The 21,974-nt window shown below is 71.6% G+C and carries 21 protein-coding genes; 11 read left to right on the top strand and 10 right to left on the bottom strand.

Annotated features, from left to right (window positions below; all coding sequences use genetic code 11):
- The first annotated feature begins 4 nt into the window (after positions 1 to 4).
- On the top strand, positions 5 to 1,417 hold the full coding sequence (locus AC0ZLC_RS18665; protein ID WP_476753081.1) for a dihydrolipoamide acetyltransferase family protein: 1,413 nt from the start codon (positions 5 to 7) through the stop codon (positions 1,415 to 1,417).
- A 75-nt stretch (positions 1,418 to 1,492) separates the two neighbouring features.
- Here the strand turns inward: AC0ZLC_RS18665 and AC0ZLC_RS18670 are convergent, their stop codons facing one another.
- On the bottom strand, positions 1,493 to 1,933 hold the full coding sequence (locus tag AC0ZLC_RS18670; RefSeq protein ID WP_476753082.1) for an ATP-binding protein: 441 nt from the start codon (positions 1,931 to 1,933) through the stop codon (positions 1,493 to 1,495).
- A 260-nt stretch (positions 1,934 to 2,193) separates the two neighbouring features.
- Here AC0ZLC_RS18670 and AC0ZLC_RS18675 point away from each other — a divergent pair, with 260 nt between their 5' ends.
- On the top strand, positions 2,194 to 3,075 hold the full coding sequence (locus AC0ZLC_RS18675) for a helix-turn-helix domain-containing protein (protein WP_476753083.1): 882 nt from the start codon (positions 2,194 to 2,196) through the stop codon (positions 3,073 to 3,075).
- Between the two features lie 3 nt (positions 3,076 to 3,078).
- Positions 3,079 to 3,258, top strand: coding sequence for a DUF397 domain-containing protein (locus tag AC0ZLC_RS18680; RefSeq protein WP_476753084.1), 180 nt, complete (start codon positions 3,079 to 3,081; stop codon positions 3,256 to 3,258).
- A 69-nt stretch (positions 3,259 to 3,327) separates the two neighbouring features.
- Here AC0ZLC_RS18680 and AC0ZLC_RS18685 read toward each other — a convergent pair whose 3' ends face one another.
- Positions 3,328 to 4,173, bottom strand: a complete 846-nt coding sequence (locus AC0ZLC_RS18685) for a D-alanyl-D-alanine carboxypeptidase family protein (RefSeq protein ID WP_476753085.1) — start codon at positions 4,171 to 4,173, stop codon at positions 3,328 to 3,330.
- 241 nt (positions 4,174 to 4,414) lie between these two features.
- Between AC0ZLC_RS18685 and AC0ZLC_RS18690 the strand changes: the two genes are divergently transcribed.
- Together AC0ZLC_RS18690 and AC0ZLC_RS18695 are read left to right on the top strand one after the other, a co-directional pair.
- Positions 4,415 to 5,113: a GntR family transcriptional regulator gene (locus tag AC0ZLC_RS18690; protein ID WP_476753086.1), complete on the top strand. Its 699-nt coding sequence runs from the start codon at positions 4,415 to 4,417 to the stop codon at positions 5,111 to 5,113.
- Entirely contained in the window at positions 5,110 to 6,405 is a 1,296-nt protein-coding gene (locus tag AC0ZLC_RS18695) for an MFS transporter (protein ID WP_476753087.1), read from the top strand. The genes AC0ZLC_RS18690 and AC0ZLC_RS18695 overlap by 4 nt, the downstream gene beginning before the upstream one ends.
- A 28-nt stretch (positions 6,406 to 6,433) precedes the next feature.
- Here AC0ZLC_RS18695 and AC0ZLC_RS18700 read toward each other — a convergent pair whose 3' ends face one another.
- Positions 6,434 to 7,258: a maleylpyruvate isomerase family mycothiol-dependent enzyme gene (locus AC0ZLC_RS18700; RefSeq protein ID WP_476753088.1), complete on the bottom strand. Its 825-nt coding sequence runs from the start codon at positions 7,256 to 7,258 to the stop codon at positions 6,434 to 6,436.
- Between the two features lie 144 nt (positions 7,259 to 7,402).
- Here AC0ZLC_RS18700 and AC0ZLC_RS18705 point away from each other — a divergent pair, with 144 nt between their 5' ends.
- Positions 7,403 to 8,197: a carbon-nitrogen family hydrolase gene (locus tag AC0ZLC_RS18705; protein ID WP_476753089.1), complete on the top strand. Its 795-nt coding sequence runs from the start codon at positions 7,403 to 7,405 to the stop codon at positions 8,195 to 8,197.
- A 12-nt stretch (positions 8,198 to 8,209) separates the two neighbouring features.
- On the opposite strand, the gene AC0ZLC_RS18710 is transcribed toward AC0ZLC_RS18705, so the two are convergent.
- Positions 8,210 to 8,704, bottom strand: a complete 495-nt coding sequence (locus AC0ZLC_RS18710; RefSeq protein WP_476753090.1) for an LURP-one-related/scramblase family protein — start codon at positions 8,702 to 8,704, stop codon at positions 8,210 to 8,212.
- Complete coding sequence (locus tag AC0ZLC_RS18715) at positions 8,664 to 9,734, bottom strand: helix-turn-helix domain-containing protein (RefSeq protein ID WP_476753091.1); 1,071 nt, start codon at positions 9,732 to 9,734, stop codon at positions 8,664 to 8,666. The genes AC0ZLC_RS18710 and AC0ZLC_RS18715 overlap by 41 nt, the downstream gene beginning before the upstream one ends.
- A gap of 52 nt (positions 9,735 to 9,786) precedes the next feature.
- Here AC0ZLC_RS18715 and AC0ZLC_RS18720 point away from each other — a divergent pair, with 52 nt between their 5' ends.
- Complete coding sequence (locus AC0ZLC_RS18720; protein ID WP_476753092.1) at positions 9,787 to 10,206, top strand: cupin domain-containing protein; 420 nt, start codon at positions 9,787 to 9,789, stop codon at positions 10,204 to 10,206.
- 221 nt (positions 10,207 to 10,427) lie between these two features.
- On the opposite strand, the gene AC0ZLC_RS18725 is transcribed toward AC0ZLC_RS18720, so the two are convergent.
- The 4 genes from AC0ZLC_RS18725 to AC0ZLC_RS18740 all read right to left on the bottom strand — a co-directional run bounded on the left by AC0ZLC_RS18725 (position 10,428) and on the right by AC0ZLC_RS18740 (position 14,716).
- Entirely contained in the window at positions 10,428 to 10,739 is a 312-nt protein-coding gene (locus tag AC0ZLC_RS18725; protein WP_476753093.1) for a hypothetical protein, read from the bottom strand.
- 296 nt (positions 10,740 to 11,035) lie between these two features.
- Positions 11,036 to 11,278, bottom strand: coding sequence for a hypothetical protein (locus AC0ZLC_RS18730; RefSeq protein ID WP_476753094.1), 243 nt, complete (start codon positions 11,276 to 11,278; stop codon positions 11,036 to 11,038).
- A 78-nt stretch (positions 11,279 to 11,356) separates the two neighbouring features.
- Positions 11,357 to 12,649 (bottom strand): M18 family aminopeptidase, encoded by a 1,293-nt coding sequence (locus AC0ZLC_RS18735; RefSeq protein WP_476753095.1) that lies wholly within the window; start codon positions 12,647 to 12,649, stop codon positions 11,357 to 11,359.
- A gap of 240 nt (positions 12,650 to 12,889) precedes the next feature.
- Entirely contained in the window at positions 12,890 to 14,716 is a 1,827-nt protein-coding gene (locus AC0ZLC_RS18740) for an acyl-CoA dehydrogenase (protein ID WP_476753096.1), read from the bottom strand.
- Positions 14,717 to 14,859: 143 nt separating this feature from the next.
- Between AC0ZLC_RS18740 and AC0ZLC_RS18745 the strand changes: the two genes are divergently transcribed.
- From AC0ZLC_RS18745 to AC0ZLC_RS18760, 4 genes are all read left to right on the top strand, one after another.
- Positions 14,860 to 15,324, top strand: a complete 465-nt coding sequence (locus tag AC0ZLC_RS18745; RefSeq protein ID WP_121405079.1) for an SseB family protein — start codon at positions 14,860 to 14,862, stop codon at positions 15,322 to 15,324.
- A gap of 183 nt (positions 15,325 to 15,507) precedes the next feature.
- Positions 15,508 to 16,479 carry a pirin family protein gene (locus tag AC0ZLC_RS18750; RefSeq protein WP_476753097.1) on the top strand — a complete coding sequence of 324 codons (972 nt, stop codon included), beginning with the start codon at positions 15,508 to 15,510 and terminating at the stop codon, positions 16,477 to 16,479.
- 386 nt (positions 16,480 to 16,865) lie between these two features.
- Complete coding sequence (locus AC0ZLC_RS18755) at positions 16,866 to 17,837, top strand: ATP-binding cassette domain-containing protein (RefSeq protein WP_476753098.1); 972 nt, start codon at positions 16,866 to 16,868, stop codon at positions 17,835 to 17,837.
- The gene (locus tag AC0ZLC_RS18760) at positions 17,834 to 18,625 is read left to right on the top strand and encodes an ABC transporter permease (protein WP_476753099.1); all 792 of its coding nucleotides are present in this window, start codon (positions 17,834 to 17,836) and stop codon (positions 18,623 to 18,625) included. Before AC0ZLC_RS18755 ends, AC0ZLC_RS18760 begins: the two co-directional genes overlap by 4 nt.
- Here the strand turns inward: AC0ZLC_RS18760 and AC0ZLC_RS18765 are convergent.
- Positions 18,606 to 21,770 (bottom strand): ATP-binding protein, encoded by a 3,165-nt coding sequence (locus AC0ZLC_RS18765; protein ID WP_476753100.1) that lies wholly within the window; start codon positions 21,768 to 21,770, stop codon positions 18,606 to 18,608. The genes AC0ZLC_RS18760 and AC0ZLC_RS18765 overlap by 20 nt on opposite strands.
- Between the last annotated feature and the right edge of the window lie 204 nt (positions 21,771 to 21,974).

The following is a 21,974-nucleotide window of genomic DNA, read 5'->3' on the forward strand; positions in this document are numbered from 1 at the left end:
GGTCGTGACGACGATGACAGAGACCGCCTCCGGCCTCCGCGAGTTCAAGATGCCCGACGTGGGCGAGGGGCTCACCGAGGCCGAGATCCTCAAGTGGTACGTCCAGCCCGGTGACCAGGTCACCGACGGCCAGGTCGTCTGCGAGGTCGAGACGGCCAAGGCCGCCGTGGAGCTGCCCATTCCGTACGACGGGGTGGTGAGCGAACTCCGCTTCCCCGAGGGCACGACGGTGGACGTGGGCGAGGTGATCATCACCGTGGACGTGTCCGGCGGTGCCGGCGCCCCCGCCCCCGAGGCGCCCGCCGCGCAGGCCCCCGCCGCGCCCGCACCCCTCACCGAGGAGCCCAAGTCCGAGGGCCGCACGCCGGTCCTCGTCGGGTACGGGGTCGCCGAGGCCTCCACCAAGCGCCGCCCCCGCAGGGGAGCGGAGCCCAGGCCCGTGGCCCCGCCCGGCACGTACTACGCGGCCACCGCGATCCAGGCCGAGCTGAACGGCCACGGCGGGCAGCGTCCGCTGGCCAAGCCGCCGGTCCGCAAGCTCGCCAAGGACCTCGGGGTCGACCTCGCGACGATCACTCCGTCGGGTCCCGACGGGATCATCACGCGCGAGGACGTGCACGCGGCGGTGGCGCCGCAGGCCGCCCCGCCCGCGCCCGCGCCCGCCCCGGCCGGGACCCCGGCCCCCGCAACGGCGCCCGCCGTCACGCACGACGGTGCCCGGGAGACCCGGATCCCGGTCAAGGGGGTCCGCAAGGCCACGGCCCAGGCCATGGTGGGCTCCGCGTTCACCGCGCCGCACGTCACGGAGTTCGTCACCGTCGACGTGACGCGCACGCTGAAGCTGGTCGAGGAGCTCAAGCAGGACAAGGAGATGACCGGCCTGCGGGTGAACCCGCTGCTGCTCATCGCCAAGGCCCTGCTGGTCGCCATCAAGCGCAACCCGGACGTGAACGCGTCCTGGGACGAGGCCGCCCAGGAGATCGTGCGCAAGCACTACGTCAACCTGGGCATCGCGGCGGCCACACCCCGTGGCCTGATCGTGCCGAACATCAAGGACGCCCACGCCAAGACCCTGCCGCAACTGGCCGCGTCGCTCGGTGAGCTGGTCGCCACGGCCCGCGAGGGCAAGACGTCCCCGGGGGCCATGCAGGGCGGCACGGTCACCATCACGAACGTCGGCGTCTTCGGCGTCGACACGGGCACGCCGATCCTCAACCCCGGCGAGTCCGCGATCCTCGCGGTCGGTGCGATCAGGCTCCAGCCGTGGGTCCACAAGGGCAAGGTCAAGCCCCGCCAGGTCACCACGCTGGCGCTCTCCTTCGACCACCGCCTGGTCGACGGCGAGCTGGGCTCCAAGGTCCTCGCCGACGTGGCGGCGGTCCTGGAACAGCCGAAGCGACTGATCACCTGGGCGTAGCCCAGGCCGGTGCGCAGACCCGGGGCCGTCTCCTCACGGAGGCGGCCCCGCGTCGTTCCCGGCCGCCGCGGCGCGCTACGCGGGCCGCCGCCGGCCCACGTCCAGCTCCGCCCACACCGACTTGCCCACCGGCAGGCTCTCCACCGCCCACCGTTCGGCGAGCATCCCGATGATGTACAGCCCCCGCCCGAACTGGTCACCGTCCCGCGCGAGCCGGGCCTGCGGCATCCGCTCCCCCCTCGGGTCCGTCACCGCGATGCGCAGCACCGTCCCGGTGAGGGACGTCTCCACTCGGAACAGCCGGTCCCGCAGGCACCCGTAAAGCAGCGCGTTCGTGCACAACTCGCTCGTCAGCAGGGCCGCGTCACCGGCGGCGCCGGGATGCCCCCACTCACCGGCGAGCCGGGCCACCCGTCTGCGGGCCAGGGACACGTTCTGCGGATACGGGGTGTAACTGACGGCGTCGTAGCGGGCGGGGGCGGGGGCGTGGCGATCGGGATCGCAGGAGCCGTACATGGAAGCGCACCTCCTCGTGCGGGGCCGGATGCCCGGGCGGCTTCCAGGTGGGTGGGGGGAGGTGGCTCGGCCGCGCGGCCCCGGAACGGGCAGCACGGTGCCCTTCCGCCAACTGGTGTCGCTGAGTGGGCGATTGAGTACCGACGGTAGCGGCAATTCGGACTACTGTGCAATCGGTCTCGGGGAAATATGTCCCCGGCCGTCCTTGCGGTGCTCGTCTGGCGCCTGCACACTGACGTCGACGCAGGAGGAAGTCGGACGTGACGGCAGACCAGTTCACACGCGGCAACCGCGTATCGACCGTGCTCGCGCGGAAGTTGGGTGGTGAGCTGCTGCGGCTCCGTGACGAAGCCGGGCTGACTCAGCCGCAGGCGGCAGCCGCTCTCTCGGCGACCGCGGCCAAGGTGGCCAAGATGGAGCGCGGCTGGGTGCCTCTTCGCGACCCGGACATCCGGATCCTGTGCGATCTCTACGGAGTGACGGAAGAGAGGGCCGTGTCCCGGCTCCTGAGCCTGGCCAAGGCAGATCGGGAGCGCCGCAAGGCCAAGGGCTGGTGGAACCAGTACCCGGAGCTGCGCTCTCTCGTGGAGTACGTGGCCCTGGAGGACATCGCGACCGCTGTCCGCACCTGGCAAGTCGCCTTCGTCCCGGGACTTCTTCAGACGCCGGACTATGCGCGGGCGCTGGCCGTCGGCAACGCCGACTGGGACGACCCGGACGAGATCGAACGGTTCGTCGAGGCGAAGATCGCCCGACAGGCCCGCCTCACGGACAGCAACCCACTGCAAGTGTGGGCAGTTGTGAGCGAGGGCGCTCTGCGTCAACTGGTGGGTGGACGCGAGGTCATGCGCGTACAACTGGGGCGCCTCGTGGAGTCGGCTCGGCTGCCGAATGTGATGCTCCAGGTTGTGCCGTTCCTGGCGGGCTCACACCCCGGCATGACCAGCGCGTTCAGCGTCGTCTCGTTCGCGGAACCCGGGGCGATGGACGTGGTCTACATGGACACGACGTCGTCTACTCTGTGGCTGGAGAGCGAGGCGGACGCCGCACGGCACAACGTTACGTTCGAGCGGATCGCCAGAAACGGGCTCGCCCTTCGCGACTCCGTCGACCTGATCGAACGTATCCGCAAGGAGTTGTGAACCGTGCCGCACTTCGACTTCCGCAAGTCCAGCCACAGCAGCGGTAACGGTGAGTGCGTCGAGGTCGCCCTGAACGTGGCCGGTGTCGTGGCCGTCCGGGATTCCAAGGACTCCGGTGGGCCCGTGCTCCGGCTCACGCCGGGCGCCTGGGTGTCGTTCGCGGCGCTGCTGCGCCGGCGTTGACGCGAAGGGGCCGGCCGCGGTGTGCGGCCGGCCCCTTCGTTGCCCGGGGGCGATTCCCCGGAGCGATGCCTAGCTGGCGAAGCCGTAGGTCATCAGCTTCTTCGCGTCCGCCGTGCGGTTGTCGGCCGACGTGGAGGCGAGGACCGTGCCGATGACCGTCTTGCCGTTGCGCGTGGCGGCGAAGACGAGGCAGAACTTCGCCTCCGGGCCCGAGCCCGTCTTCACGCCGATGGCGCCGCTGTACTCGCTGAGCAGTTTGTTCGTGTTCGACCAGTTCATGTACCGGTACCCACCGGTCTTGGTGGTCACCTTCTGCTGGGTCGTCTTCGTCTTGACGACCGTACGGAACGTCGCACTCTTCATCGCGCTGCTCGCGAGCTTCGTGAGGTCGCGCGGCGTCGAGTAGTTGGCGCCATTGCCGATGCCGTCGAACGAGTCGAAGTGCGTGTTCGTCATGCCCAGGCTGCGCGCCGTGGTGTTCATCTTGCCGATGAAGGACTTCACGCGGGCGGAACGGGTCGTGCCGCTGCCGAACTTGTCGGCGAGCGCGTACGCGGCGTCGCAGCCGGACGGCAGCATCAGCCCGTACAGGAGCTGGCGGACGGTGACCTTGTCCCCGACGATCAGACGGGCCGAGGAGGCGTTGTTGGCGACGATGTAGTCGCTGTACGCCTTCTGGACCGTGACCTTGGAGTCCAGGTTCAGGTTCGACTGCGACAGCACGACCTTGGCGGTCATGATCTTGGTGGTGGAACCGGTGGACAGCTTGCCGTCCGCCGCCTTGGTGAACAGGCTGGCACCGGTGCCGTTGTTCATCATGTAGCCGCCCTTGGCGGTGATCGTGGGCTTGGTGACGGCCTGTGCGGGTGCCGCGCCGAGGGCTCCGGCCGCGACCACGGCGCCGGTCGTCATCATCGCGGCGACAGCGCGGCGAACGCGTACGCCCTGAATGCCGTTTATCAAGTTGAATACCCCGAATACGTTTAAATGCCCCTGGAGCGCGGTCACATGGGAGTACCGCTTCTCCTCTGACACCTGATTAGCACGGATGGTTGCACACCCCGCCGGGCGGGGTCACCTTTCCCCGCATCCGGCCCGGCGTCCGCGATCCGGACGGGGCGCGACGATGCGTGCGTGTTGTATCTATGCTGTGCGCATGCCTGTCGCACCTGTGTCCGACGTGCCCGCCGGGACGACCGCGCCCCGCGTGCCCGCAGCGAAACCGCCCCCGGCGGCCGACCGCGTCTACGCGCACGTCAAACAGGGTGTCCTGGAGCGCCGCTACGAGGGCGGGACGCTCCTGACCGAGGGTGAACTCGCCGACGCCGTCGGTGTCTCCCGCACGCCCGTGCGAGAGGCGCTCCTCCGTCTGGAGGTGGAGGGGCTGATCAGGCTCTACCCGAAGAAGGGCGCCCTCGTCCTGCCGGTCTCCGCGCAGGAGATCGCGGACGTCGTGGAGACCCGGCAGCTCGTCGAGGAGCACGCCGCCCGCAAGGCCGTACCGGCCCCGCCCCGGCTCATCGCCCGCCTGGAGGAGCTGCTCGCCCAGCAGAAGGCACAGGCCGCCGCCGGTGACCTGGCGGGCGCCGCCGTCACCGACCGCTGCTTCCACGCCGAGATCGTCCGCAGCGGCGGCAACGAGATCCTCGCCCGGCTCTACGACCAACTCCGCGACCGGCAGCTGCGGATGGGCGTCGCCGTGATGCACGCCCACCCCGACCGGATCACCAAAACGCTCACCGAGCACGAGGAGATCCTCCAGGCGCTGCGCTCCGGTGACGCGGAGGCGGCGGTCGCACTCGTGCACCGGCACGTCAGCTGGTTCTCCAACCTGGCCCGGGGCGAGGTCCGGTGAGCGCCGTGTCGCTGCCGGGGGACCCGCCCGGAGGGCGCCGCGCCGTCGCCGTCTGGGGCATCGGCGTCTCGGTCTACTTCGTCGCGGTCATCTTCCGCACCTCGCTGGGCGTGGCCGGCCTGGACGCGGCCGACCGCTTCCACGTCAACGCCTCGGCCCTGTCCGGCTTCTCCATCCTCCAGCTCCTCGTCTACGCGGGCCTGCAGATACCCGTCGGACTCCTGGTCGACCGGCTCGGCACCAAGAAGGTGCTGACCATCGGCGTCCTGCTGTTCACGGCCGGACAACTGGGCTTCGCCTTCTCCCCGTCGTACGGCATGGCCCTCGCCTCGCGCGCGCTGCTGGGCTGCGGCGACGCGATGACCTTCATCAGCGTGCTGCGGCTCGGCACCCGCTGGTTCCCCGCCCGCCGCGGACCGCTCGTCGCCCAGCTCGCGGGCCTCGTCGGCATGGCAGGCAACCTCGTCTCGACGCTCGTCATCGCCCGGCTGCTGCACGGGGTCGGCTGGACGGCGGCGTTCGCGGGCAGCGCGCTCGCCGGGGTCGCCGTCCTCGTCCTGCTCCTCGTCTTCCTGAAGGACCACCCCGAGGGACACGAGCCCGAACCCTTCCCGCACCAGGGAATGGGTTACGTGCGGCGCCAGATCGCGCGGTCCTGGCAGGAGCCGGGGACCCGGCTGGGGCTCTGGGTGCACTTCACCACGCAGTTCCCCGCCATGGTCTTCCTGCTGCTGTGGGGCATGCCGTTCCTCGTCGAGGCACAGGGACTCTCCCGGGCCTTGGCCGGTGAACTGCTCACGCTGGTCGTCCTGGCCAACATGGCCGTGGGCCTCGTCTACGGCCAGATCGTCGCCCGGCACCACGCGGCGCGGCTGCCCCTGGCGCTCGGCACGGTGGCCGCGACGGCGCTGCTCTGGGCGGCGACACTGGTCTACCCCGGCGAACACGCACCCCTGTGGCTGCTCGTCGTGCTCTGCGCCGTGCTAGGGGCCTGCGGGCCCGCGTCGATGATCGGTTTCGACTTCGCGCGGCCCGCGAATCCGCCGGAGCGGCAGGGGACGGCGTCCGGCATCACCAACATGGGCGGCTTCGTCGCCTCCATGACCACGCTGCTGGCGATCGGCGTCCTGCTGGACGCGACGGGCGACAACTACCGCATCGCGTTCTCCGCGGTGTTCGTGCTCCAGGCGCTCGGCCTCAGCCAGATCTTCCGGCTGCGCAAGCAGGCGGCCCGCCGGGAGCGGGAGCGGCTGGTGGCCAGCCGGGTGGAGACGGTGCACGTCCCCGCGTAGGCCCGGGTACGCCTGGGCGTGCCCGTGGCTACGGCGTGACCGCGAAGTTCCGCAGGATCGCCGCGGTCAGTTCCGGGTCGCCCTCCGCCTTGACGCGGTCCGCGACGGAGTCGGCCCGCACCCGCCCGCAGGCCAGCCGGACATACGTCTCCCAGTCCATCGACAGGGTGGCGGCCGGGCCGAGAGAGGGGGTGCCGTCTATCGAGCCGCGCCCGTCCGCGTCGACGCGCACCGTGCGCAGGAACTCGACGGGCCCGTGCACGTCGAGGACCACCGCCGAATTGGCGGGCGCGCCCGCGTCCTTGGCGACCACCTTCGGGAGGGCGCCGAGGAGTACGTCACGGGTGACGTACGCGCCCGGTGAGTCGAGATTGCCCGGCTGCCGCAGGGCGGTCCGCAGGTCCTGCTCGTGCACCCACACGTCGAACGCCCGGTTGCGCATGGCCTCTTCGAGCGTCGGCTCCGTGCCCAGCGGGCCGCGCACCCTGGTGTCCGGAGTCCGCGACTCGTTCCGCAGCCGGCGGTTGCGGCGGATGATCGTGTACTCCAGCTCGGAGGTCATCTCGGGCGCCGTGTGGTGGCGCCGCACGTCGACCTGCATCTCCATGTACCGCTGGTGCTCGTTCGTCACGTGGTACAGGTCGCGGGGCAGGGTGTGGATCGGCCGCGGGTCGCCCAGCATCTCGCAGTCGAGACCGATGACGTGCGACACGAGGTCCCGCACCGACCAGCCCGGGCACGGCGTCCGCCGGTTCCACTCGCCCTCCACAAGTGTGGACACCAGCTCCGCTATCGCGTCGACGGAATGGGTCCAGGCGTCGGCGTAGGACTGAAGGCTGGGATGCAGACTCACGGAACGGGACCCCTCGGGCGGTCGGTACGCGGGCAGTGGGTGTCTTGGAACGCTAAGTTACGCTGCTGTGTGGCACCCCGGCAGTGCTTTCGTGTGACGATCGTAGGCCCGTGAAGACGGCTCGAATGCCAGGACGGTGGTAGTGTGCGCGCCTCCCTCATCCAGATCCGCGTAGACGAGGACGAACCGGTCGCTTCGCGCAGGCGGCGCGCTGCCTCGCTCGTACGCGACCAGGCCGGAGTGGATCTCGTCGTCCTCCCCGAGCTGTGGACCACGGGTGCCTTCGCCTACCAGGCGTTCGACACCGAGGCGGAGCCCCTGGAGGGGCCCACCCACGAGGCGATGGCGAAGGCGGCGAGCGACGCGGGCGTGTGGCTGCACGCCGGCTCGATCCCCGAACGGGCCGCCGACGGCACCCTGTACAACACCTCCCTCGTCTTCGCTCCGGACGGCGGGCGCGCCGCCGCCTACCGCAAGATCCACCGCTTCGGCTTCGACCAGGGCGAGGCCGTGCTCATGGGCGCCGGGACGGAACTGGTCACCGTACGGCTGCCGGAGACCACTCTCGGACTCGCCACCTGCTACGACCTCCGCTTCCCCGAGCTCTTCCGCGGGCTCGTCGACGCGGGCGCGGACACCCTCGTCCTCGCGGCCGGCTGGCCCGAGCGGCGCCGCTCCCACTGGACCCTGCTCGCCCGGGCCCGGGCCGTGGAGAACCAGGCGTACGTGCTTGCCTGCGGAACCGGCGGCACGCATGCGGGAGTTCCCCAGGCCGGTCACTCGATCGTGGTCGACCCCTGGGGCGAGGTGCTCGCGGAGGCCGGCGACGGCGAGGAGGTCCTCACCGTGGACTTCGACCCCGCGAAGACGGCCGTCACCCGGGAACAGTTCCCGGCGCTGAAGGACCGGGTGCTGGGACTCCGGGCGCCCCTCGGCTGACCCGGCGGCCCGTCAGTCGTCCTCGCCCTCCTTGTCCGCCAGGTGGATGACACACACCGCCACGGCGATCAGGAGGGCCGCGTCCGCGTCGTCACGGACGACGTCGACGCCGTAGGTCTCGCGGACGTGGAGCCAGCGGCGGGAGATCTGGGCCAGGAGTTCGTTGTCGTAGTCGATGGCGAACTCGCGGTCCAGGATCCTGCCGCTGACGTCGAGCTCGGTGCCGTCCACCAGGGACACGCGGTAGTGGTTGCGCAGCAGCGACAGGCGCTTGCGCTTGATGGTGGCCAGGGGGTCGCCGTCCCGCTCGATCACCATCGTGTCGCGCAGGGCGAACATCTTCTGGTGGATGTCGATGAGGACCCGCCCCTGGGCGTCCTTCAGCTCGAAGGTGTCCCGCACCCGCATCGCCTTGCCGTCGACGAGGAAGGTCCTGTTGCCGTGCTGGTCCTCGATCCAGTAGTCGTCACCGAGGCCGAGCAGTCGTTCGCGTACCAGGTATCTCATGCATCAGGGCTTCCCCGGCGGCCCCTCCGAAACGCCGCCGGTAGGCCGACGGGCTGAGTCCCGTCCCGCGCCGCAGCCGCTCCCGCAGGTTGGCGGCGGTCCCCAGACCGCTGCGCCGGGCCACCACGTCGAGCCGTTCCTCGCCCCGCTCGATGAGCCGGCAGGCGAGGGCGACCCGCTCGCCGGTCAGCCACGCCAGCGGGGTCGTGCCCAGCTGGGCGCGGAAGCGCCGGTGCAGGGTGGCGGGGCTGACGGCCGCCCGCGTCGCCAGGCCGGCGACGGTCAGGGGCTCGGCGACGCGCTGCCGGGCCCATGCCAGCAGGGGCGCCAGGGACTCGTCCGGCACGTCGGGCAGCGGCCGTTCCACGAACTGGCGCTGTCCCCCGTCGCGGTGCGCGGCGAACACCAGCCGCCGGGACACGGCGTTGGCGATCTCGGCGCCGTGGTCCCGCCGGACGACGTACAGCCCGAGATCGAGCGCGGCGGCACTGCCGGCCGCGGTCAGCACGTCACCCTCGTCCACGAACAGGACGTCCGGCTCCAGGAGCACCCCCGGGTGGAGCGCGCGGAAGGAGTCGGCCCACCGCCAGTGCGTGGTCGCCCGGCGGCCGTCCAGCAGCCCCGCCTCGGCGAGTGCGAACGTGCCGGTGCAGAAGCTCATGACGCGGGCCCCGCGTGCGTGGGTGCGCCGGATCGCCTCGCGCACCAGGGCGCAGCGCGGCACGACGTTGTCGGGGCGGCCGGGGACGATGAGGGTGTCCGCGTCGTCGACGGCGTCGAGACCGGGCACGTCGGACAGCGTGAAGAACCCGTGGTTCATCCGGATCACGGGCTCGGGGCCGCAGAGCGTCAGCTCGTACAGGGGCATGGGGAGGCCGAGTTCGGGTCGCGGCAGCCCGAACAGCTCGGTGGCGACCCCGACTTCGAAGGGGTTCGTGTTCTCGTCGACGACGACGGCGACCCGGTGGGGGCGCGGCGCCGGGGCGGTGCCCGGCACCTGCGGTCCCGCTTGCGAGGATCCTTGCGGCATACGCGATTTCTAGCACTCGCGGGTCGGCCGTACCAGGCCCGAGCATGGGGCCATGAGCAGCGAACGCAGTGGTGCCCGTGCGGGCGCCTCGCCCGTCTCCCTCGCCGAGGCCCTCGGTTCCTTCGACGACGTCTGGAGCCCCAGGATCGTCACCGCCGTCAACGACTACGACGTACGCGTGGCCAAGGTCGAGGGCGAGCACCTCTGGCACGTGCACGACCACACGGACGAGTTCTTCCTGGTCCTGGACGGCGAGCTGAGCATCGGCCTGCGGGAGCCCGGGGGTGAGCGGACCGTCGTCCTGCCCAAGGGGTCCGTCTTCACCGTCCCGCGCGGCATCGAGCACAAGCCCGTCGCGCCGACGGGTGCCTCACTGCTCCTCTTCGAGCCGAGCGGCACCCTGAGCGTCGGCGACCGCCACGACGAGATCCCGGACCACGTGGACGTGACGGCGGGACACGCGCTGGGCTGAGGGCCCGCTCCGGTGTCCCTCCGAAGCTGCCCGTTCCGGTGAAGGCCTGTTTTCGGTGACGGCCCGTTCCGGTGACGGCCTGTTTCCGGTGACGGCCTGTCCCGGCCCGGCCCGGTCCGGTGGCGGTCCTCTCCAGAGCGGGGGGGCGGACGCACGAGCCCCCCGCCGCCCGGAGGCGGCGAGGGGCGTGACGCGAACCGCGTGCGGTCGGCGGCTACGGGTTACCGGTAGCCGTCCGCCCACATCTCGTCGTCGTCCTGGGCGGCGCGCTGGTCGCCCCGGACGCGCTCACGGTCGCCGGTGCCGGGCATCCCGGCGTCCGAACCGCGCCGCTCCCGGCGGTCCCTGTCCTCCATGCCCTCCGGATCGCGCGGGACCCGGCGGTCGCGCAGGCCCTCCGGGTCCCGCGGGTCCTCGCGGTGCTGCGGGTTCTCGCGGCCTCGCCTGCGGTCCTGCACGCCCTCGGGGTCGCGTATCCCCTCGCGCTCACGCGTACCGGGCTCGCGCATGGATTCACCGGACTCTCGTGCCATGGAACTGCTCCCTTGCAGTGACCCCCCTGCCTGAACCCGAGCATGCCTCCGTCACGACACGTGCGCATCCCGTGGGCATTCGGGCACGCAGCGTGACTGGAGAGGGGTCCTGCACATGGCTGCGGGGAGGACGGTGATCCGTCCTCCCCGCGTACTGCCCCCGCACCCGGCACTCCTCGTGCCATGACCGCCTTCGGAGTGCTCGGTGCGTGGTGTGTGGCCCGTACGGCCGTCCCCGGGGGAAGGGACGTCCGCCGGGCCGTCTCAGGTGGTGGCTCGCGCCGGATCGGGGCCTCTCAGGCGCCGTAGCCGTCGCTGTAGCCGCCCCGGCGCCGGTCCTCCTCGACCACCGGAGCGGCGGGCGGCACGATCATGCGCCGGCGCTTGGCGATGCTGCTGAACGCCGCCACGCCGATCAGACCGGCGATCATGAAGATGATGCCGACCAGATCGAGGTTGACCCCTTTCATGTCCCAGTCGGTCGCGAATGTGAGGATCGCACCAACGGCGATCAGAATGATGCACCCGCCCAGGCCCATGGGGTGTCGCCTCCTGTAGCCGATACGGCTTGTCTTCGGGTCACCTCCGGATACCCGGGACCGTCGCGGACATGCCGACTACCCTTCCAGGAACGCCGCGAGGGAGTTGGCCAGCAGGAACGGGTCGTCCGCACCGCAGAGTTCACGCACGCTGTGCATGGAGAGGATGGCCACGCCGACGTCGACGGTCGTGATGCCGTGCCGGGCCGCGGTGATGGGCCCGATGGTGGTGCCGCAGGGCATGGCGTTGTTGGACACGAAGGACTGGAAGGGAACGCCGGCCTTCTCGCAGGCCGCGGCGAAGATGGCCCGGCCGCAACCGTCGGTGGCGTAGCGGTTGTTGACGTTCACCTTGAGGATGGGGCCGCCGTTCGCGCGCGGGTGGTGCGTCGGGTCGTGCCGCTCCGCGTAGTTGGGGTGGACGGCGTGCCCGGTGTCGGAGGACAGACAGACCGTGCCGGCGAAGGCGCGCGCCCGGTCCTCGTACGTACCGCCGCGGGCGAACACCGAGCGCTCCAGGACGCCGCCGAGCAGCGGGCCGTCCGCGCCGGTGTCCGACTGGGAGCCGTTCTCCTCGTGGTCGAAGGCGGCGAGGACGGGGATGTGGGACGGTTCGCCGGCGGTCGACACCGCGGCGAGGGCGGCGGTGCCGGCGTGCACCGACAGCAGGTTGTCCATGCGCGGGCCGGCGAGGAGTTCAGCGTCGCGGCCCAGGTACGCGGGGGGTTCGACGGAGTGGGTCATCAGGTCCCAGCCGGTGATCTCGCCGGCGGCCAGGCCCGTCTCCTGCTCGACGAAGGCGATCAGGTCGCCCTCGCGGGGCGCGCCCAGACCCCAGATCGGCTGGAGGTGGCGCTGCTTGTCCAGCTTCAGGCCCTCGGAGGACACCGAGCGGTCCAGGTGGATGGCGAGCTGCGGGACGCGTAGCAGCGGGCGGTCGAGGTTCACCAGCCGGGTCGTACCGTCGCGCAGCGAGACGCGCCCGGCGAGGCCGAGGTCGCGGTCCAGCCAGGAGTTGAGGAGGGGGCCGCCGTAGATCTCGACGGCGACCTGGCGCCAGCCGTGGGCGCCGCTGTCGGGCAGCGGTTTGACCCGCAGGTTGGGGGAGTCGGTGTGGGCGCCCACGATCCGGAACGGGGTGTGCGGCGCGGCGCCCTCGGGGACGTACCAGGCGATGATCGCGCCGCCGCGCAGCACGAACCTGCCGCCGAAGGTCCCGTCCCACGCGTCGGTCTCGGCGACCTGACGGAATCCGGCCTTCTCCAGCCGCTCCGCGGCGTTCGCCACGGCGTGGTACGGCGTCGGGGTCGCCGCAAGGAAGGTCATCAGGTCGTCGGTGTGGCCGCGGTCGAAGCGGGAGGGTGTGCGCATGGGGTTCACCTTAACGACGCACGAGGGCCCGCTCCCGGGAGTGGGAGCGGGCCCTCGTGAGGGGGATGTGAAGGGCGGACACTTGACCGGAGGGTCAGAATCCGGTCACGGTCCGCCCGTTTCCGGACGACCGGGCGACCGCCCGGACGCCGTACGCCCCGGCCTGCCGGGATGCGCCGGAGGTGTCCCCGGCGGGTCGGCCGACGCCGGCCGGGGTGGTCCCCCGACCGGTCCGCGGGCCTAGAAGGCTGCCTCGTCCAGCTCCATCAGGTCCAGGTCGACGCCCTCGGCGAGCTTGCGCGCGCCGGTGACGCCCGGCAGGACGTTGGCGGCGAAGAACTTCGCCGCGGCGATCTTGCCGGTGTAGAAGGGCTTGTCCTTGGCGGAGGCGGTCTCGAGCTTCTCGGCGGCCACGGCGGCGCCGCGCAGCAGCAGATAGCCGACGACGACGTCACCGGAGGCCATCAGCAGGCGGGTGGTGTTGAGACCGACCTTGTAGATGTTCTTGACGTCCTGCTCGGTGGCCGCGAGGTCGGTGAGCATCAGGCCGACGATGGCCTCCAGCTCGACGGCCGCCTTTGCGAGCTGCTCGCGGGCGGTGGACAGCTCCTCGCCGCCGGTTCCGAGCGCCAGGAACTTCTTGATGTCCTCGGCGAGGGAGTTCAGCGCGGCGCCCTGGTTGCGGACGATCTTCCGGAAGAAGAAGTCCTGGCCCTGGATCGCGGTGGTGCCCTCGTACAGGGTGTCGATCTTGGCGTCGCGGATGTACTGCTCGATCGGGTACTCCTGCAGGAAGCCGGAGCCGCCGAAGGTCTGCAGGGACTGGGCGAGCTGCTCGTAGCCCTTCTCGGAGCCGTAGCCCTTGACGATCGGCAGGAGCAGGTCGTTGAGGGCCTCCAGGGCGGCGTAGTCCTCGCCGGCGGCCTCCTTGACCTGGATCTCGTCCTGGATCGCGGCGGTGTGCAGCACGAGGGCGCGCATGCCCTCCGCGTACGCCTTCTGCGTCATCAGCGAGCGGCGCACGTCCGGGTGGTGCGTGACGGTGACCTTGGGCGCGGTCTTGTCCATGAAGTTCGCCAGGTCGGGGCCCTGGACGCGCTCCTTGGCGTACTCCAGCGCGTTCAGGTAGCCCGTGGAGAGCGTGGAGATGGCCTTCGTGCCGACCATCATGCGGGCGAACTCGATGATGCGGAACATCTGGCGGATGCCGTCGTGCTTGTCGCCGATCAGCCAGCCCTTGGCGGGGTGGCGGTCGCCGAACGTCATCTCGCAGGTGTTGGACGCCTTGAGGCCCATCTTGTGCTCGACGTTCGTGGCGTACACGCCGTTGCGCTCGCCCAGCTCGCCGGTCTGGAAGTCGAACTCGTACTTCGGTACGAGGAAGAGGGACAGGCCCTTGGTGCCGGGGCCCGCGCCCTCGGGGCGCGCGAGGACGTAGTGGAGGATGTTCTCCGACATGTCGTGCTCACCGGACGTGATGAAGCGCTTCACGCCCTCGATGTGCCAGGAGCCGTCCTCCTGCTGGACCGCCTTGGTGCGGCCGGCGCCGACGTCCGAGCCGGCGTCCGGCTCGGTGAGCACCATGGTGGAGCCCCACTGCTTGTCGACGGCGATCTTCGCGATGTGCTTCTGGACCTCGTTGCCCTCTTCGAAGAGGATGCCCGCGAAGGCGGGGCCGGACGAGTACATCCAGACCGCCGGGTTCGCGCCGAGCACCAGCTCCGCGTAGGCCCAGATCAGGGAGCGGGGCGCGGTGGTGCCGCCGATCTCCTCGGGCAGCCCGAGGCGCCAGTACTCGGAGTCCATGAAGGCCTTGTAGGACTTCTTGAAACTCGCGGGGATGGGCGCCGTGTTGGTCTCGGGGTCGAAGACCGGCGGGTTGCGGTCGGCGTCGGCGAAGGACTCCGCCAGTTCGTTCTCCGAGAGGCGGGTCAGCTCGTCGAGGATGCTCTTGGCGGTGTCGGTGTCCATCTCCTCGAACGGGCCGGTGCCGTACAGCTTGTCGCGCCCGAGCACCTCGAAGAGGTTGAACTCGATGTCGCGGAGATTCGACTTGTAGTGCCCCATGGCGACGGCTCCGTAAGGGATAGGGGAGGCCGGAGAACTAGCAGCCTCGTTACACATACCAGCAAGTACTTACGATGATGCTACCCGTCGGTAATAAGACGCAACCCCGGGTGGGTCATCTGTGACTCAGTAGTCTTTGCGGCATGTACGGCTACGACCAGAACGCGAGCGCTCAGCAGCAGTACGCCCCGCCGCAGCAGCAGATGCCCGGCGGCTACGGCCAGCAGCCGCCGCTGTACCCCGAGCCGTCCCCGCCGTCCCTCGCGGACGCGGTCCGTGCCTTCACCACGGGGTCGATGGCCGCCGAGGACTTCCAGCAGATCTTCGCGACCTCGAAGGTCTACTGCCCGCGCGGCGACAACCCCGGCTTCCTCGCGCTGCACAACACCCAGCAGCCCGTGATCCCGATGTTCACCTCGCTCAAGGAGCTGCGCCGGTACGCGGGCAAGGAGTCCAAGTACTTCGTGATCACCGGCGCCGAGGTGATCGACCTGCTGCCGACGGGCTACGGCTTCGTCCTCGACATGGAGGGCGAGCACCGCATGGTCTTCGACGCGAAGGCCGTGGAGCAGATGGTCGACTTCGCGATGCGCCGGATGTACGGCTGACGCCTGCTCGCGATGCGCCGGATGTACGGCTGACGCCTCTCGCCGGCGGCCGGTGGTCCTGGTGCGCCGCCGACTGCCCCACTCGCGACGGACGCCCGGAGGGAATGCCCTCCGGGCGTCCGTCGTTGTGGGTGGCAGAAAGTTCAACAATCAACTAATCTCGAAGCCAAGGAGGTACCCGACATGCCTGCAGTGACCGTCGAGAACCCGTTGACCCTTCCCCGTGTGGTCGCGCCCGCCGACGCCGTGTCCCGTCCCGTACTCACGGTGACGACCGCGCCCAGTGGCTTCGAGGGCGAGGGCTTCCCGGTGCGCCGGGCCTTCGCCGGGATCAACTACCGGCACCTCGACCCGTTCATCATGATGGACCAGATGGGTGAGGTGGAGTACGCGCCGGGAGAGCCCAAGGGCACCCCCTGGCACCCCCACCGCGGCTTCGAGACCGTCACGTACATCATCGACGGGATCTTCGACCACCAGGACTCCAACGGGGGCGGCGGCACCATCACCAACGGCGACACCCAGTGGATGACGGCGGGCGCGGGCCTGCTGCACATCGAGGCGCCGCCGGAGTCGCTCGTCATGTCCGGCGGTCTCTTCCACGGGCTCCAGCTGTGGGTGAACCTGCCGGCCAAGGACAAGATGATGCCTCCGCGCTACCAGGACATCCGCGGCGGCAACGTCCAGCTGCTGACCACGCCCGACGGCGGCGCGCTGCTGCGGGTCATCGCCGGTGAGCTGGACGGCCACGAGGGCCCCGGCATCACGCACACGCCGATCACCATGATCCACGCGACCGTGGCGCCCGGTGCCGAGCTGACGCTCCCGTGGCGCGAGGACTTCAACGGCCTCGCGTACGTGCTCGCCGGGCGCGGCAGCGTCGGCGCGGAGCGCCGTCCCGTCCACAGCGGCCAGACCGCCGTCTTCGGCGCCGGTTCCGCGCTGACCGTCCGCGCGGACGAGCGGCAGGACGCGAACACGCCGGACCTGGAGGTCGTGATCCTCGGCGGACAGCCGATCCGTGAGCCGATGGCTCACTACGGCCCCTTCGTGATGAACACCCGCGACGAGCTCCAGCAGGCGTTCGAGGACTTCCAGAAGGGCCGCCTGGGGACCATTCCGGCGGTGCACGGGATGTCCGAGGGCGGTCTGTAGACCCGTCGGCACCCGGCGTGGCCGGGCTTCGCCTGACCCGGCGGGGCCGCCCCACCCGGGCCCCGCGAGGGGCGGAGCCCCCTTCACGCGGACGAGCCCCGCCCTGACACGGCGGGGCTCGTCCGCGTCTCGCTGTCCGCGTCGGGCGCGACGGCCGAGGCCCGCCGGGCCCACGCGGGGCGGGGGGTGCTCCGTCCGCCGGGTTCTTGCGGGGCGGGGGTGCTCCGCCCGGCCCGGTTCTCGCGGAGCGTCGGCGGTCCGGCCCCCGGGGCCTGGGCAAGCACCGGTTCCGCGGCGCTTCCCACGGCCGGGGGCAAGCCCCGGTTCCACGGTGGTGAAACCGGCGTGAAACCGCGCTGAATGCGCCCCGCCGCATTCTCTGCCGCATGACGACAACCACCCCGCACTCCCTCGCCATCGCGGCCAAGGGGCTGCGCAAGGCCTACGGGGACAAGACGGTCCTCGACGGCATCGACCTGGAGGTGCCGACCGGCACCGTCTTCTCCCTGCTCGGCCCGAACGGCGCCGGCAAGACCACCGCCGTCAAGATCCTCTCCACCCTCATCGGCGCCGACGCCGGCGACCTCCGCGTGGGCGGCCACGACCTGGCCGTGGACCCGTACGCCGTCTGCGCCGCGATCGGTGTCACCGGTCAGTTCTCCGCCGTCGACGGCCTGATCACCGGCGAGGAGAACATGCTCCTGATGGCGGACCTGCACCACCTGTCCAAGCAGGAGGGCCGACGCGTCACCGCCGAGCTGCTGGAGCGGTTCGACCTCACCGAGGCCGCGAAGAAGCCCGTCTCCACCTACTCCGGCGGCATGAAGCGCCGCCTGGACATCGCCATGACGCTGGTCGGCAACCCCCGGATCATCTTCCTGGACGAGCCGACCACCGGCCTCGACCCCCGCTCCCGCCACACCATGTGGGGGATCATCCGCGAGCTGGTCTGTGGCGGCGTCACCGTCTTCCTCACCACCCAGTACCTGGAGGAGGCCGACGAACTCGCCGACCGCATCGCGGTGCTGAGCGACGGCAGGATCGCTGCCGAGGGAAGCGCCGACCAGCTGAAGCGGCTGGTCCCGGGGGGCCACGTGCGGCTGCGGTTCACCGACCCGGTCGCCTACCAGTCCGCCGCCGCCGCCCTGCGCGAGGTCACCCGCGACGACGAGGCGCTGTCCCTGCAGATCCCCAGCGACGGCAGCCAGCGCGAGCTGCGCTCCGTCCTCGACTGGCTGGACAAGGCCGGCATCGAGGCCGACGAGCTGACCGTGCACACCCCCGACCTCGACGACGTGTTCTTCGCCCTGACCGGCGGCACCACCGTCCCCGGCCCGTCCAAGGAGACCGTCCGATGAGCGCCCTGTCCCTCGCCGTCCGCGACTCGAACACGATGCTGCGCCGCAACCTGCTGCACGCGCGGCGCTACCCCTCCCTCACCCTGAACCTGCTGCTCACGCCGATCATGATGCTGCTGCTCTTCGTCTACATCTTCGGCGACGTGATGAGCGCGGGCATCGGCGGCGGCGACGCCGACCGCTCCGAGTACATCGCCTACATCGTCCCGGGCATCTTGATGATGACCATCGGCAGCACCGTGATCGGGGCCGCGGTGTCCGTCTCCACCGACATGGCCGAGGGCCTCATCGCCCGCTTCCGCACGATGGCGATCCACCGCAGCTCCGTGATCATCGGGCACGTCGTCGGCAGCGTGCTGCAGGTCCTCGCCAGCCTGGTCCTCGTCGGCGCGGTCGGCGTGGCCATCGGCTTCCGGTCCACGGACGCCACGACGCTGGAGTGGCTGGCGGCGTTCGGGCTGCTGGCGCTGTTCAGCCTGGCGCTCACCTGGATCGCCGTCGGGATGGGCATGGCCAGCCCCAACGCCGAGGCCGCCAGCAACATGGCGATGCCGCTGATCCTCCTCCCGCTCATCTCCAGCGCCTTCATCCCCGCCGACACGATGCCGGGCTGGTTCCAGCCGATCGCCGAGTACCAGCCCTTCACCCCCGCCATCGAGACCCTGCGCGGCCTGCTGCTCGGCAGCGAGATCGGCAACAACTGGTGGATCGCGATCCTGTGGTGCGTCGGTCTGTCCGCGCTCGGCTACCGCTGGTCGACGGCGCTGTTCAACCGCGACCCGAAATGAGCGCGCGGGCTGCCTCGCGCAGCTCGTCCCGCTCCAGGGCGGCGTACTCCGACACCGCGTCGGCGTAGGCCGCCCCGTCGGCGTGCTCGGCCGCCTCGCGGGCGCGGTCCGCCGACATGGTCGGCTGGTAGTCGCGCAGCACCCGCAGCCGTCCGGCCAGCGCGATCATCCGTACGGCGGAGGCGTCGCCGGAGGCGAGCCGCGCCAGGCCGAGGGCGTGCAGCACCGTCCCGAACACCGGCAGGTCCATGGGCGAGTGGGACGGGGCCGAGAGCAGGATCCGCAGCCCCTGGCGCAGCCGCTCGACCGGTTCCGCGACCAGTTCGACCCGGCCGGCGTGCGCGTGCGCCGTCACCGCCGCCGACTGGATCTTCAGCGCCCACCGGTCGAGGAAGGGATCGCCGCGGTACAGCGAGCCGGTTGCGGTCACCCCCTCCACGGCGCTGCGCCACAGGCCGAGCCCGACCTCCGTCAGTCCGCGGGCAAGGGCGATCTCGGCGCGGCCGCCCAGGTCGGCGCTGTCGGAGTCGTCCTTCTGCGGGTTGCCGACGGCCTCCGCCTGCCGCAGCCAGTACTCGGCCTCGTCGGGGTCGCCGCGCTGGAGGCAGGCGAGGACGAGACCCCAGCGGACGCCGATGGTGTCCCGCTCGTCGCCGAGCCGCGGCAGGGCTTCGAGCGCCGCTCTGAGGTGCCCGTACGCGGCCTCGCCCCGCTCCAGCTGCAGGTACAGCTGGCTCAGCCGGGAGTGACCCATGACCTGGAGGAACGGGTTGTCGACCGGCGCCAGCGCGGCGACGGTGCGGCGGGCCGAGGCGAGCGAGCGGTCGATGTCGTGCTCGTACTCCCAGACGTAGGTGGCGACGCACTCGGCGATGCCGGCGAGCAGCGGCCGCTCGCTGTCGCAGAGCTTTCGCAGCACGTCGTAGTCGGGAGGCAGCATCTCGGGGACCGCGCCCAGCACCGTCGCGATGGCGCGCAGCAGGGTGTCCGGCGGTGCCGGGGGCAGCCGCCGCAGGGTGACGAGCTGGCGTACGACGTGCGGGCCGTAGCCCATGAACAGGCTCGCGGTGCACAACACCGCGGCGGCGCGGGCGACTTCGACGTACTCGGGCTCGGGGTGGTAGTGCGACAGCGGCGGGCCGGTGTCCGCGGCGAGGGCGGCGAGACGCAGGTAGTTGGAGTCGGTGGACCACAGGGCGGCCAGGACGGCGGTGAGGGCGGCGGTGGTGGGACCGTCCGTGCGGGCCAGGGCGTACCGCAGGGCCAGCACGAGGTTGTCCTGCTCGGCCCTGATCCGCTCCCAGGCCGCGATGGGGTCCGCCCCGCGCGGGCCGGGCCGGGAGCCCGGGGAGGACTCCGAGGCGAAGAACCAGTCGTGGTACGCGACCCCGAAGTCCCGCGCCCAGGCGAGGAACCGGCCGACGGCCGCCTCTTCCTCGCCCGCCTCCGCCCGCCGGGCCGCACTGAACTCCCGTACGGTCTCCAGCATCCGGAACCGCACGCCGGCCGGGGTGTCGGCGACGGTGAGCAGCGACTGATCGGCCAGCTGCTCCAGCAGCAGCAGCGCATCCTCGCCGAGGACCTGTTCCGCCGCCGCGCCACAGAAGCCGCCGGGGAAGACGGACATCGTGCGCAGCGCCGCCCTGGCCTGCTCGTCGAGGAGGTTCCAGCTCCAGTCCACGACCGCGTGCAGTGTGCGGTGGCGTTCCGGCACGTCCCGCGCCCCGCCGCGCAGCAGCGCGAACCGGTCGCCTAGGCGGCGCGCGATCTCCGGCACCGACAGCACCCGTACCCGCGCCGCGGCCAGTTCCACGGCGAGCGGCAGCCCGTCGAGGTGGCGGCACAGCTCGGCCACCGCGTGCGGCGGCAGCTCCACTCCGGGCCGGGCGGCCCGGGCCCGCTGGGTGAACAGCTCGGCGGAGGTGCCGAGGTCCAGCTCAGGCAGCGCGAAGACCGCCTCCGACGTCAGACCGAGCGGGGCCCGGCTGGTGGCCAGCACCCGCAGGTCCTTCGAGGAGGAGACGAGGGCCTGTACGAGGTCGGCGGCGCCCCGGACGACCTGTTCGCAGTTGTCCAGGACCAGCAGGGCGGGCCCGGAGCCCAGCACGCCGAGGATGCCGGCCACCGGGGCGGAGACGTGGCCGCTCACCGCGCCGGGACGTCCCTCGCCCGCGCCGAGCGCGGAGGCCACCTCCGTGGTCACGTCCTCGTCGGAGGTGACGCCGGCGAGCGTCACGAAATACACCACGCGCTGCTCGGCCCGGCGGCTGACGGCGTGCGCGAGCCGGGTCTTGCCGAGGCCGCCGGGGCCGACGACGGTGACGGCGCGGGAGGCGCGCAGCAGCCGCTCCACCTCCGTGATGTCGTCGTCCCGTCCCAGCAGCGGGTTCGGCTCGTGCGGCACGCCGTGCCGTACGGCCGGTGACTCGCCGCGCAACAGCTCGCGCTGTACGGCCTTCAGCGCGGGGCCCGGGTCGGTGCCGAGCTGCTCGCGCAGCTCACGGCGGTACGTCTCGTACCGGCTCAGCGCGGCGGACGGACCGGCGGTCGCCGCCTCGCCGCGCAGCAGCTCGGCGAGCACCTCCTCGTCGCGCGGGCGCTCCGCGGCGGCCGCGGCCAGCGGCGCGGCCGCCTCCGCGTGCCGTCCCAGCCGGGCGAGCGCGAGCGCCCGCGCGCGGACGAGCGCGCCGCGGACGGGGGCGCGTTCGGCGCGCAGTGCGGCCACGGGGTCGTCCCGGTCGCCGGCCCCGTCCGGGGTGCCCTCCCACAGCGCGAGTCCGGCCTCGGCCGCGGCCAGCGATCCCGCGTGGTCCCCGGCCCTGGCCCGGCCGGCGCTCGCGGCGGCGTGCAGCAGCAGGGCGGAGCTGTCGACCCGGTCCTCGGCGAGGGCGAGCCGGTAGCCGGTCGGCGTGCTGGTGATGGCGTCGGCGCCGAGCTGGGCCCGCGCCCTGGACACCAGGACCTGGAGCGCCTTTCCCGGGCGCTCGGGCAACTCGTCCGGCCACAGCCCCGCCACCAGCCGCTCGGTGCTGCAGCCCGTGCGCAGGTCGCTCGCCAGGAGGGCGAGGAGGCCGCGGAGGCGGGGCGCGGTGACCTCCCGTCCGCGATGGGCGACACGCGGCAGCAGGGTCAGGTCGGTGGTCACCCGTGCAGATTAGCGGCGGCCCGGCCGCGGCAACTCCCACCGCGTCCCAACTCCCGCCGCACGACGGGCTCCCCACGTCCGCACACCCGTGCCGGGGGTTCTGCGCACCCGGGGCCGGTGAGCCCTTCCCGGGCCGGGAGCCCTTCCCGGGCCGGCCCGGTGGGCTCTCGCCGCGGCGGGTGTCCCTGACGTCGTGTCACTCGG

The sequence above is a fragment of the Streptomyces sp. GLSS-08 genome (assembly GCF_056387915.1).